The 12,468-nt window shown below is 71.3% G+C and carries 11 protein-coding genes; 4 read left to right on the forward strand and 7 right to left on the reverse strand.

Going from position 1 to position 12,468, the window contains the following annotated elements; all coding sequences use genetic code 11:
* Positions 1-35: 35 nt before the first annotated feature.
* From ccsB to hemL, 6 genes are all read right to left on the reverse strand, one after another.
* A complete protein-coding gene (gene ccsB / locus BMX65_RS30115) occupies positions 36-1,154 on the reverse strand; it encodes a c-type cytochrome biogenesis protein CcsB (RefSeq protein WP_075003523.1) in 1,119 nt (372 codons plus the stop codon).
* Positions 1,151-3,085 (reverse strand): cytochrome c biogenesis protein ResB, encoded by a 1,935-nt coding sequence (gene resB, locus BMX65_RS30120; RefSeq protein WP_075003524.1) that lies wholly within the window; start codon positions 3,083-3,085, stop codon positions 1,151-1,153. The genes ccsB and resB overlap by 4 nt, the downstream gene beginning before the upstream one ends.
* A gap of 3 nt (positions 3,086-3,088) precedes the next feature.
* Entirely contained in the window at positions 3,089-3,859 is a 771-nt protein-coding gene (locus tag BMX65_RS30125) for a cytochrome c biogenesis CcdA family protein (RefSeq protein ID WP_075003525.1), read from the reverse strand.
* A gap of 7 nt (positions 3,860-3,866) precedes the next feature.
* Entirely contained in the window at positions 3,867-4,469 is a 603-nt protein-coding gene (locus BMX65_RS30130) for a TlpA family protein disulfide reductase (protein WP_075003526.1), read from the reverse strand.
* A gap of 127 nt (positions 4,470-4,596) precedes the next feature.
* Positions 4,597-5,331 (reverse strand): histidine phosphatase family protein, encoded by a 735-nt coding sequence (locus tag BMX65_RS30135; protein ID WP_075003527.1) that lies wholly within the window; start codon positions 5,329-5,331, stop codon positions 4,597-4,599.
* The gene (gene hemL / locus BMX65_RS30140; RefSeq protein WP_075003528.1) at positions 5,328-6,683 is read right to left on the reverse strand and encodes a glutamate-1-semialdehyde 2,1-aminomutase; all 1,356 of its coding nucleotides are present in this window, start codon (positions 6,681-6,683) and stop codon (positions 5,328-5,330) included. The genes BMX65_RS30135 and hemL overlap by 4 nt, the downstream gene beginning before the upstream one ends.
* A gap of 127 nt (positions 6,684-6,810) precedes the next feature.
* Here hemL and BMX65_RS33840 point away from each other — a divergent pair, with 127 nt between their 5' ends.
* Positions 6,811-7,539, forward strand: a complete 729-nt coding sequence (locus BMX65_RS33840; protein WP_239502199.1) for a hypothetical protein — start codon at positions 6,811-6,813, stop codon at positions 7,537-7,539.
* A gap of 212 nt (positions 7,540-7,751) precedes the next feature.
* Here BMX65_RS33840 and BMX65_RS30150 read toward each other — a convergent pair whose 3' ends face one another.
* On the reverse strand, positions 7,752-9,569 hold the full coding sequence (locus BMX65_RS30150) for a BCCT family transporter (RefSeq protein WP_075003529.1): 1,818 nt from the start codon (positions 9,567-9,569) through the stop codon (positions 7,752-7,754).
* Positions 9,570-9,981: 412 nt separating this feature from the next.
* On the opposite strand from BMX65_RS30150, the gene BMX65_RS30155 reads away from it, so the two are divergent.
* From BMX65_RS30155 to BMX65_RS30165, 3 genes are all read left to right on the forward strand, one after another.
* Positions 9,982-10,881, forward strand: a complete 900-nt coding sequence (locus BMX65_RS30155) for a hypothetical protein (protein ID WP_075003530.1) — start codon at positions 9,982-9,984, stop codon at positions 10,879-10,881.
* A gap of 238 nt (positions 10,882-11,119) precedes the next feature.
* The gene (locus BMX65_RS30160; protein WP_239502200.1) at positions 11,120-11,791 is read left to right on the forward strand and encodes a DUF3558 domain-containing protein; all 672 of its coding nucleotides are present in this window, start codon (positions 11,120-11,122) and stop codon (positions 11,789-11,791) included.
* Between the two features lie 294 nt (positions 11,792-12,085).
* Positions 12,086-12,468, forward strand: a 383-nt coding sequence (locus BMX65_RS30165; RefSeq protein ID WP_177214382.1) for a DUF2637 domain-containing protein, incomplete at its 3' end; no start/stop codon positions are given.

Consider the following 12,468-nt stretch of genomic DNA (forward strand, 5'->3'; position numbering starts at 1 on the left):
CTCCACCTTCACCCCGGATGCGGGGGTCAGGCCCCTCAGATACCCGCGTACGAGTGCTTGCCGTTGAAGAAGATATTCACACCGTAATAGTTGAAAAGGAAACAAGCGAAGGCGAGAAGTGCGAGATATGCCGCCTTGCGTCCCTTCCAACCCGCAGTGGCGCGCGCGTGCAGATAGCAAGCGTAGGCGACCCAGGTGATGAACGACCAGACCTCCTTCGGGTCCCAGCCCCAGTAGCGGCCCCAGGCGTCACCGGCCCAGATGGCGCCCGCCACGATGGTGAAGGTCCAGAAGGGGAAGACCGTCGCGTTGATCCGGTAGGCGAACTTGTCGAGCGAGGCAGCCGACGGCAGCCGCTCCATGATCGAGGACCGCACGGCGCCGGGCTTGCGTCCCGCCAGCAACTGCGTCTCGTACGCATCCCGGAACAGGTAGAGCGCGGAACCGACGAACCCGAGGTAGAGCAGTGCGCCGCAGGTGATGGCGAGCGAGACGTGGATCCACAGCCAGTACGAGTGGAGCGCGGGCACCAACTGGTCGCTGTCCGTGTACAGCACGGTGACGGCCAGCCCCAGGTCCAGCAGGACGGTGGTGACCAGCGGCAGCCCGATCCAGCGGACGTTCTTCTTCGCCAGCAGCAGGGCCAGGTACGCGCCGACGGCCACCATCGAGAAGGCGGTCGAGAACTCGTACATGTTGCCCCAGGGGGCACGCTGCACCGACAGCGAACGGGTCAGCACCCCGGCGAAGTGCAGCAGGAAGGAGAGCACCGTCAGCGAGACGGCGATCCGCCCGTAGGTGTCGCCCTGCTCGTCGCCCGCCGCGGCCCCGGGGCCGTCCGGCAGGTCGCCGCGCCGGCCGCTGCCGGAGCGGGTCACGATCTTCGGCGGTGCGGGCTTCTCCAGCACCGCCGTGCCGCCGCCCTGTTCCGCGCTCCGCGCTCCCGCGGCGGGCTGCTGACCGGGAACGGCCGCGTCCGCCGGGTCCTTCCGGGTCAGCGCGGCGGCCGTGCGGCCCACCTTGCTGCGGGAGCCGAAGGTCCATTCGGCGATGTAGGCGCAGAAGGCCAGCACGTAGACGGCCATCGCCGAATAGATCAGATAGTTGCTGACGTGCGCGAGCTGCTCGTTCGGCTCGGCTGCGAGGAGGTTCACTTGCCTGCTCCTTCGGGGGCTTCAGCAGGATCGGCGGGGTCCGGCGCGGCGGCGCTGTCCGCGGGGGCGTCCGCGGACGCGGCATCCTCGGACGCGGCATCCGCGGACGCGGCATCCGCGGACGCGGGGTCCGTGCTCGGGGCGCCCTCGCTCGCGGCATCCGCGGCGGAGGACTCGGCCGCGACGGGGGCCGCGGCCTGCATGTCGGTGGCGAGCGAGGCGAGTTCGTCCGGCAGTCGGGCCGACTCGCTGCGGCCGAGCGCCGCCATCTCGACGACCGTGCGCCCGTCCTCCGCGGCGTAGGCCCGCACCCAGACCCGGCGGCGCTGGATGAACAGGGAACCCGCGAGTCCGGCGATGGCGGTGAGCGCCCCGCCCAGTGCCCAGCCGTTGCCCACCTGGTGGGAGACCTGGAAGTTCGCCCACTTCTTGACGCCGTCGAAGGTGAGGCTCCCGGCACCGTTCGGGAGCTTCATGGTGGAGCCGGGGACGAGCTTCTCGGCGAACGGACCGCCGTCCTTGTCCTTGAACTTGGTCATGTTGTCCGTGTCCAGCTGGTACACGTTCTGCGCCGGTCCGCCGTCCACACCCAGGTTGCCGTGGTAGGCGGTCAGGAACATCGCCGGGTTCTTCAGGCTCGGTGACTGGGAGAACATGGTGCCGCTGCTCGGCTGGAAGTCGGGGACGAAGAAGCCCTGGAAGCCGAGCTGGTCCTTGCGGCCCTTCGCGTCCAGGTAGTCGGTGACCTTCACCACTCCGCTGGAGGTCTGGTTGTTGTCCTGCTGGAGGAAGGGCACCGGGCCGCGATAGGCGATGTTGCCCTTCCCGTCCTTGACGGTGACCACGGGCGCGTAGCCGTTGGCGATCAGGTAGATCTTGGACGAGCCGACCTTCAGCGGATGGTTCACCTTGATGGTCTCGTCCCGCTCCGTACCGTCGGCGCCCTTGGCGAAGGCGATGTCGGCGCGGTAGTCGCGCGGGGTGCCCTTGTTGGGACCGCTCTCCTCGTAGGTGGCGTGGAACGCCTTCAGCCGGAAGGCGAAGGGGTCGAGCATGTCGGCGCTGAAGAGCGAGCCGGACTGGAAGTCGTCGTACTGGGTGAGGACGTTGGAGAACCCGTCGCCCTGCACGATCAGCTTGCGTCCCTCGGACTTGAACAACTGCCCCGAGGCGAAGGCCAGCAGCAGCACGATGAGCGCGATGTGGAACAGGAGGTTGCCCACCTCGCGCAGATAGCCCTTCTCGGAGGCGACCGCGCCTCCGCCCGAGCCGTCCCGGTGGGTGCGGAACCGCCTGCGCCGCAGCAGCGAACGGGCCGCCGCCAGCGTCTCCTCCGGCTCCGCCGCGGTGCGCCAGGTCGTGTAGACCGGCATCCGGTCCAGCCGGCGCGGGGCGCGCGGCGGCCGGGCGCGCAACTGGCCGACGAACTGCCAGGTGCGCGGCACGATGCAGCCGATCAGCGAGACGAACAGCAGGATGTAGATCGCCGAGAACCAGACCGACGTGTAGACGTCGAAGAGCTGGAGCTTGTCGTAGAGCGGCGCGAGAGTGGTGTGGTCGGCGCGGAACTGCTCGACCTTGAGCGCGTCCACCGGCGTCTGCGGGATGATCGAGCCCGGTATGGCGCCCAGCGACAGCAGGAAGAGCAGGATCAGCGCCACCCGCATCGAGGTGAGCTGCCGCCAGAACCAGCGCAGCCAGCCCAGCGGGCCGAGCGAGGGAACGTTCAGCTTCTCCTCGCCGGGCGCGGTCGAGAGCTGGGCCGCGGCCGCGCGCTCGCTCCCGGAGTCGGCCGCGGACTCGCTCCCGGACTCGGCCCCGGAGTCGGCCGCCGCACCCGCACTGCCGCGGGCCTCGGCCGTCTCCGTCGCCTCACCGGCCTCGTCGGCCGCCGCGTCGGCGGCACCCTTGCCGGTACCGGTCGTGCTCATGGATCAGATCCCCACCGTGAAGTCGGACGACCAGACCGTGATCTCGTAGACGATCCGGTCCCAGATGCCTGTGACGAGCAGCACGCCGACGGCGACGAGCATCCCGCCGCCGATCCGCATCACCCACGCGTAGTGCTGCTTCACCCAGCCGAACGCACCCAGCGCACGGCGGAAGGCGAGCGCGGCGACGACGAACGGCACCCCCAGGCCCAGGCAGTAGGCCACCGTCAGCAGCGCACCGCGCCCGGCGCTGGCCTGGTCCGAGGAGAGCGTGAGGACGGCGGCGAGCGTGGGCCCGATGCACGGCGTCCAGCCGATGCCGAAGAGCACCCCGAGCATCGGCGCCCCTGCCAGCCCGATCGCGGGCCGCTTGTGGATCCGCACCTCCCGCTGGGTGAAGCGGGTCAGCGGGCCGAGGGCGCCCATGAAGGCGAACCCGAGCACGATCGTCAGACCGCCCAGCACCCGCGAGATGAGGGTGCGGTGCTCCTGGAGCGTGGCGCCGAAACCGCCGAAGAGGGCGCCGCCGGAGACGAAGACGGCCGTGAAACCGAGCACGAACAGGCCCGCGCCCAGGAACATCCGGCCGCGCCGGGCTTCGGCCAGGTCGGTACCGCTGACCCCGGTGACGTAGGAGAGGTAGCCGGGCACCAGCGGCAGCACGCAGGGGGAGAAGAACGAGACCAGTCCGCCCAGCAGCGCGACGGGCAGGGCCAGCAGCAGGGCGCCGCTGTAGACGGTGCCGTTCATTCCCGTGGCCGCGAGGGAGATCATGGGGCGGTCACTTCGCGTCGATCAGGGGGTCGAGCGCGGAGCGCAGCTCCTTCTCGCTCAGTTCCTTCAGGGCTCGCACCGCGACCTTGCCGTCCTTGTCGAGGATCAGGGTGGAGGGGATGGCCTGCGGCGAGAGCGTGTTCTTGGGGAACTTGAGGATGAGCTTGCCGCTGGGGTCGTAGAAGCTCGGGTAGTCGATGTCGTAGTTCCGCTCGAACGCCTTGGCGTTGGCCTTGTCCAGGTCGCGGGTGTTGATGCCGACGAACTGGACGCCCTGGTCCTCGGTGTCCCGGGCGACCTTGGCGAGGTTCGGTGCCTCGGCGCGGCAGGGGCTGCACCAGGAGCCCCACACGTTCAGCACGACGACCTTGCCCTCGAAGTCGGAGAGCTTCAGCTCCTTGCCGTCCACCGAGGGGCCCGACAGGTCGGGAACCGAGGAGCGCCGGGACTTCGGGACCTCGGTGATCTCCCCCGTCCCCTGGACGAACTTGGTGTCGCCCGAGGACGAACCCGTCTGCTCGTCACCGCAGGCGGACAGCAGCAGCGCACCGGCGGCGACCCCGGCAGCCAGCAGGACGGTGCGGCGGCGGGAGGCGCGGATCTGGCTCATGTGAAAAGTTTCGCATGCGCGTATGAGGGATCTTCCGCACCCCCCTGCTGACCTCGCGGGCCCGGTTCCCGCGCAGGTCGGACGGCCGGTCCCCGACCCGCGGCGGGCCCGGCGGCCCGCACCGGGCTCAGGCGCCCGCGCCCCGGCCCTGTGCGCCCTTGGCCGCACCCTTGGGCCGCTTGCCTCCCGCCCGCAGATGCGCGGGCACCAGGTCCCGGGCCGGCTCGGAGTAGCCGACCGAGACGATGCGGTCCCCGAGGAAGGTGAAGCTGGTCAGCGAGGCGAGCGTGCACTGGCGGCGGCGCGGGTCGTGCCAGAGCCTGCGGCGCTCGACGAAGCTGCGCAGGATCCAGATCGGCAACTGGTGGCTGACGCAGACGGCCTCGTGGCCGCGTGCCGCGTCCTTGGCGTGCTCGATCGCGCTCCGCATCCGGACGACCTGGTCCAGGTACGGCTCGCCCCAGGAGGGCCGGAAGGGGTTGCGCAGGTGGCGCCAGTTCTCCGGTTTGCGCAGCGCGCCGTCGCCGACGCCGAAGGTCTTGCCCTGGAAGACGTTCCCCGCCTCGATCAGCCGCTCGTCGGTGCCGATGTCGAGGCCGTGCGCCTTGGCGATCGGCGCCGCCGTCTCCTGGGCGCGCTCCAGCGGGGAGGCGAGCACGCAGGTGATGTCGCGCCCCTCCAGGTGTTCGGCGACCCGGTCGGCCATCCGGCGGCCCAGGTCGGAGAGGTGGTATCCGGCCAGTCGCCCGTAGAGGATGCCCTCGGGGTTGTCGACCTCGCCGTGCCGCATCACGTGCACGACGGTGACGGTCTTGTCGTCGGCGCCGGCCGCGGGGGCCGCGCCGTCCAGGCGCTCGCTCATGCCGGCACCGCCTCGGCCGCGGCGCGGGCGGCGGCGGGCAGCGCGTCGGCCACCCGCTCCAGCGCGCGCTCGTCGTGCGCCGCGGAGAGGAACCATGCCTCGAATCCGGAGGGTGGCAGGTAGACGCCCTGGGCGAGCATCGAGTGGAAGAACGCGGTGAAGCGGAAGGACTCCTGCCGCCTGGCCGCCGCGTAGTCGGTGACGCCCGCGTCGCCGAAGTCGCCGAAGAAGACGGAGAACATGCTGCCCGCCGTCTGCACCGTGTGCGCCACGCCCTCCTTGGCCAGCGCCTCGGTGGCGAGCTGCCGCACCTGCCGGGCGGCGGCGTCCACCACGCCGTGCGCGGCGAAGCCGTCGGCGGCCAGCAGCCGCAGTTGGGCCAGTCCGGCCGCGGTGGCGACCGGGTTCCCGGAGAGCGTGCCCGCCTGGTAGACCGGCCCTGCCGGTGCCAGGTGGTCCATCACGTCCTTGCGCCCGCCGAACGCGGCCGTCGGGAAGCCGCCGCCCATCACCTTGCCGAAGGTCATCAGATCGGGTGTGACGCCGTCGAGGCCGTACCAGCCGTGCGGCGAGGCGCGGAAGCCGGTCATCACCTCGTCGGAGACGAACAGCGCGCCGTCAGCCCGGCACAGGTCGGCGAGCCCCTGGTTGAAGGAGGGCCGCCCGTCGGCCGCCGGCAGCGGCGGGACGATGCCCATGTTGCCGGGCGACGCCTCGGTGATCACGCAGGCGATCTCCCGGGGGTGCGCGGCGAACGCCTCGCGGACCGCGTCCAGGTCGTTGTACGGCAGCACGATCGTGTCGCCGGCCTGCGCCCCGGTGACGCCCGGGGTGTCCGGCAGGCCCAGGGTGGCGACCCCGGACCCGGCCGCGGCGAGCAGCGAGTCGACGTGCCCGTGGTAGCACCCGGCGAACTTGACGACCTTGGAGCGGCCGGTGAACCCGCGCGCCAGCCGGATCGCCGACATGGTCGCCTCGGTGCCCGAGGAGACCAGCCGCACCTGCTCGACCGGGTCGATCCGGTGCACGATCTCCTCGGCGAGCGCCACCTCGTCCTCGACGGGCGTGCCGAAGGAGGTGCCGCGCTCCACGGCCTTGCGCACCGCATCCGTCACCTCGGGGTGCGCGTGGCCGAGGATCATCGGCCCCCAGGAGCAGACCAGGTCGACGTACTCCCGGCCGTCCGCGTCCGTCAGGTAGGGACCGGAACCGGACACCATGAACCGGGGCGTTCCGCCCACGCCGCGGAAGGCGCGGACCGGAGAGTTCACGCCTCCTGGTGTCACGGCGGCGGCGCGGTCGAAGAGCGACTGCGATACTGGGGCGCTGTAGGAGTAAGTCACGAAAGCCATGGTGTCAGAGCCCCCCGTGCCGGGGGCCGGGGGCGTTTCACGCTCCGCGGGACGGGGAGGTCTCTGACACGATGATCGGGCCGCACGGGGACGGCTGTGCGGCCCGGATGAGCAGTCGGGTGGTGACATGCATCGCGGTGGCGGACTGGGAGAGGAGCCCGGCCACTCGGAGACCGGCCCGGAGCGGGCCCAGGGGCGCCACAGGCGCGCCGCGGCCGAGGACGGAACGGCGGCGGGGAGCGGCGCGAACAGCGGTGCGATGGACGGGGGAACGGCGGGCGGGTGCGCACCGTCCGAGAGCGGAGCGGCGGGCGGCGTCACCGGCGGCAGCACCACCAGCGGCAGCGGTACGGTGCACGGCAGCGGCCTCGCGGGTATCGGGAGCACGGCGAAGACCAGGAGCAGCAGGGGTGGCGGCCGAGTGGGGGTGACCTACAAGTACTTCGGGGCACCGGACGGTGCCACGGCCGCACGCGTGCCCATCTCGATGCGCCCCGAGGAACTGGGCGGGGACGAGCTGGGCCAGGGCATGTTCACCAAGATCAAGCCCGAGACGATGGCGGCCATGGTGCTGACGGGGATCGAGGGGATACCGCTGCACCGGGTCCCCCCGCTGGAACTCGTCGTGCTGCACCCGGACTACGCGGTCGTCAAGCTCCCGATGACGGTCGTGGACCCGCTCCGCGGCATCGGCGAGGAGACGGTGGGCGCGGCCGCCTTCATCTGGTCCACGGTCCCCGACCGCGCGGGCCCGCAGGACGCCTTCAACGTCTACCAGCTCCTGCACCGCTGGCAGGACTTCTCCGACCGGCTGCACGAGGCGGGGCACCAGGCGTACTGCCTGGTGTGGCCCTGACCTCCCGGGCGCCCCGCAGGACCGGCACGGCGCCGGACACCGGAACCTCGCAGGCCCCCTGCACACCGGCCCCGTGCAGGACCCGGGCACCCCGCAGCACACCGGGCTCTCGTCGGACCCCGGCACCCCGCAGGACACCGCGTCCCGCCACCAGCTGACCGGTGGCGGGACCCGCCGGGCGAGGACACGCGGGCGAGCGGCGCGGTGCGGGATCAGTCCCGGTTCCCCGCGCCTCTCCCGGCCTCCTCGCGGTCGGCGCCGGCCTCCTCACGGTCGGCGCCGGTCCGCTCGCCGGGATCCGCAGCCCCCGCCTCGTTCACGGCCCGGGCCACCTCCGGGTCCAGGGTCTCGGCCGCCGGCCTGGGCGCCCCGGGGTCGACGGGGCCGATCCGGAACTCGAAGTCGCCGCCGTACTGCTCGTTGCCCGCGACGACGGCGCTGCCGACGGCTTCCTCGCCGCGCTCGCTGCGGATGATGACCGGGTCCCGGCGCAGGTCCTTGGTCAGCGCCACACACAGGCCGACCATCACCAGGGTGAAGGGGACCGCCACCAGGATGGTGAGGTTCTTGAGTCCTTCCAGCGCCTCGTCACCGCCACCGCCGATCATCAGCATGACCGCGCCGACGGCACCGGTCAGTACGCCCCAGACGATGACCACGGTCCGGCTGGGCTCCATCGTTCCCTTCTGCGAGAGGGTGCCCATCACGATCGAGGCGGCGTCGGCCCCGGAGACGAAGAAGATGCCGACCAGGATCATCACGACGAGGCTGGTGACACCGGCGATCGGGTACTCCCGCAGCACGCCGAAGAGCTGCGCCTCCTGGGAGTCGGCACCGGCCAGGTCCACGCCGCCGGACTGGAGCTTCATCGCGGTACCGCCGAAGATCGCGAACCAGACCAGGCTCACGACGCTGGGCACCAGGATCACACCGCCGACGAACTGCCGGATGGTGCGGCCGCGGCTGATCCTGGCGATGAACATGCCGACGAAGGGCGTCCAGGAGATCCACCAGGCCCAGTAGAAGACCGTCCAACTGGAGAGCCAGTCCGCGACGCCCTTGCCGCTGCTGGCGTCGGTGCGGCCGACCAGTTGCGGCAGGTCGCCGACGAAGCCGCCGAGCGAGGTCGGTATCAGGTTGAGCATCAGGATGGTGGGGCCGGCCACGAAGAGGAAGAGCACGAGCAGCCCCGCCAGCACCATGTTGATGTTGGAGAGCCACTGGATGCCCTTCTCCACACCCGAGACGGCGGAGGCCACGAAGGCCACGGTCAGCACGGCGATGATGGCGACCAGCACACCGGTACCGACCTTCTCCGCCCAGCCGACCTCCTCCATCCCGCTGCCGATCTGCAGGGCGCCCAGCCCCAGCGAGGCGGCGGAGCCGAAGAGCGTGGCGAAGATCGCCAGAATGTCGATGACCTTGCCGAAGCCGCCGTTGGCCGCCTTCTCGCCGATCAGCGGCGTGAAGACCGCGCTGATCGTCTGCCTCCTGCCCCGGCGGAAGCAGCTGTAGGCAATGGCCAGGCCCACGACCGCGTAGATCGCCCACGGGTGCAGTGTCCAGTGGAAGAGCGTGGTGGCCAGCGAGGTCTCCATGCGCTCCGCGTCGTTGGCCGGATCCGTACCGGGCGGAGCGGTGCTGAAGTGACTCAGCGGCTCGCTCACCCCGTAGAACATCAGCCCGATGCCCATGCCCGCGCTGAACATCATCGCGACCCAGGAGACCGTTCTGAACTCGGGCTCTTCCCCCTCCTTGCCCAGGGTGATCCTGCCGTAGCGGCTGAACGCCAGCCACAGCGAGAAGATCACGAAACCGGTGGCGGCGAGCACGAAGGCCCAGCCACCGTTGTGCATCGTGCCGCTCAGCATCTTCTGCGAAACGCCGGCGAGTGAATCCGTGCCGACCGCTCCCCAGACGACGAAGGCGAGCGTGAGTACCGCCGTGACACCGAACACGAGCCGGTCGGTGCGCGGCCCCCCGGTCGGTCCCCCCTGGGAGGCGGCTGCCTCCTGCGTCTGCTGCTTCACGTCTGCCCGTTGTCCTTCCGCCGAACCTCCGATGGATTCGCAGGGCCGCTACCCGACTCGGCCCGAAGTAGTCCGATCAGATGCCCGCAACAGACCCGAGGTACCGATCAACTCCCCTTCTACAGCGCGATGTTGACCGCGCGCCCTGCTGCACCGGAACCGCGCGCGGCACCGCGGACCGGGAAAGCGGCGAAAGGGAAAAGGCCGACTTCTCGCGCCATAGGGGCCGGGCAACCGGACGTCCGAGCGACGGGTGCGGTAGACATGTGCCGTCACCCCGTCGGCGGAACGCCCCTCGGGCGCACCCCGAACCGGACGACCCGGACGACATCCCCGGACCGGATGACAGCCACCGGACCCCGGACGACACAGTCCCGGATCCGGACGACAACCCCGAATGAGGAGGCCGGCCGTGCCGCGGAGGGCAAAGAGGTATGCGACGCGCGCGGGATTCGCGTCGTACGCGACCAGTGCCGCGCTGGTCCTCGCGCTCGCCGGCACGGTCACGGGCTGCACCGGCTCCTCCGGAGGCGAGGACGACAAGGACGGCAAGCCCGGCAGCGCCTCCGCCTCCCCCTCGGCCGCGGCCCCCGGCAAATACGACAGCCTCCCCGAACCGTGCGGCACGGCCGGCAGGAGCCGTCTGCGGGACATGCTCCCGGGCGCCGCGGCGGCCGAGGACGAGAGCGGCGAGGAGAACACGGCCGCCCCCAGCACCGGCCCCGACCCGCTGGAGGGCGAGGCCAGCGCCACCTACGACACCGACCGCAGCGTGGGCTGCCGCTGGAAGAGCGCCACCACGGTCGGCACCCGCCACCTGTCCGTCCAGTTCGAGCGAGTGGTCTCCTACGACCCGTCGATCAGCGACGACGAGCAGGCCGAGCGGCTGTACGGCGAGAAGGCACGCAAGGCCGGGATCAGCGGCACACCCGGCCCCGCCTCCGGCGATCCGAGCCCCGGCAAGACACCCGACGGCCACGCCTCCCCCACCGCCGGGGACGACGAGCCGGACAGCTCGGCGGACCCGGACGAGGCCCCCGACGAGACCCCCTCCCCCACCGCGGAGGAGGACGTGGCACCCCGGCCCCTGGAGGGCATCGGCGACGCCGCCTACCTCGACGACGCGCTGCACACCGCCGACTCCGGACTGCACCGGGACATCACTCTGGTCTTCCGGACAGCCAACGTGATCGCCACCGTCGAGTACGACCAGTGGGTCACCGACAAGCACCGGATCCCCGACAGCCACGAGCTCCAGAAGAAGGCACGGAAGCTCGCCGAGCAGCTCGCCGGGCGGTTCGAGGAGGACTGATCCGCCGCGGCCCGCACGGCACCGCGCACCCGGCGGCGCTCCGCACTGTGGCCCGCGCCACCTGTGGGCAGTCACACGCTGCGGAAGTGCCGCGAAACGCCCGCGCCGCGCCGGGGGCCGCGTACCGTTCCGACAGCACCGCGGCCACTCCCGGCTCGGCACAACTGGTGAAGACCCCGGAAGCGAAGGAACCATGCACCGAAACGCCCCGCGCAACGCCCCTCGACGGAGCAGGACCGTGCGGAACGCAGTCGCCTGCGCCGCAGCGGCGCTCCCCGTCCTGCTGGTGGTCGGCTGCTCCTCGGACTCCGACAAGGACAACGGGTCCGACACCCCCTCTGCCTCCGCGAGCAAGTCCCCCACCGTGGCGCCCGCGAAGCACAAGAAGCTGCCCGACTCCTGCAAGACCCTCGACAAGAAGGCCGCGAAGGACCTGGTGCCCGGCACCAAGGACACCTCGGGCAAGAGCGTCGGCTCCGGAGACGCCGACGACTCCAACAGCTGCCTGTGGAGCGGCCTGGACAAGTACGACTACAGCCAGCTCACGCTCTCCTTCAAGCGCTTCGACTCCGACCCGTCGATCGGCTCCGGCGACAAGCGCGCCGCGGAGTATCTCAAGCAGCAGGTCGAGGAGAAGACCGGCAGCAAGGACAACAAGGACCTCAAGAAGTCCGACACTTCCGGCATCGGCGACCAGGCGGTCTCGGTCGTCTACGAGACGGAGAAGAAGGACGCCAAGGGCAAGTCGGCCGACTACCGCGCCGAACGCCTGGTGACCCGCACGGCCAACGTCGTGGTCACCGTCGACTACGAGGGCGCCGGGTTCGAGGACGCCAAGAAGCCCGACGCCGACGAGGTGAAGAAGCGCGCCGAGAAGGCGGCCAAGGCGGCGGTCGAGCACATCGGCTGACCGCCTCCGGCTGACCGCACCCGCGCGGACCCGCCTCCGGCTGACCGCACCGGCGCGGACCTGCCTCGGGTGACCGCACCGGCGCCGGACCGCGCACCGCAGCCGCCGTGCCGGCCCCGTCCGCACTTGCTGTGCCGGACCCGCCGCACCGGCCCTGTCCGCATCGGACGGTCCGCACCGAACGGTCCGCACCGGAGCCCGGCCCTCCGCCCGAGGGCCGGGCTCCGCGCGCGTTCCGGCCCGCCGCATGTGCCAGGCTGGGCCCGCCAGTTTCCGAGGGTGGGGACAATTCCAGTGCAGGGCGTACAACTGACCCGAATACATCGCATACTGATCGCCGTCGTGGTGGCGGGTGCTGTGGTGATCGCGGCGATCGGCTTCGCGGGCTCCTACGCGGCGGTCCGTGATCTGGCCGAGCGGAAAGGTTTCGGCGCGTTCGCGCCGTTCTTCCCCATCGGGGTGGACGCGGGCATCGTCGTGCTGCTCGCGCTGGACCTGCTGCTGACCTGGATCCGCATCCCCTTCCCGCTGCTGCGCCAGACCGCCTGGCTGCTGACGGCCGCCACCATCGCCTTCAACGGCGCCGCCGCCTGGCCCGACCCGCTCGGCGTGGGCATGCACGCCGTCATCCCCGTCCTCTTCGTCGTCACCGTCGAAGCCGCCCGGCACGCCGCCGG

This window comes from Streptomyces qinglanensis (assembly GCF_900111245.1).
GTDB classification, from domain to species: Bacteria; Actinomycetota; Actinomycetes; order Streptomycetales; family Streptomycetaceae; genus Streptomyces; species Streptomyces qinglanensis.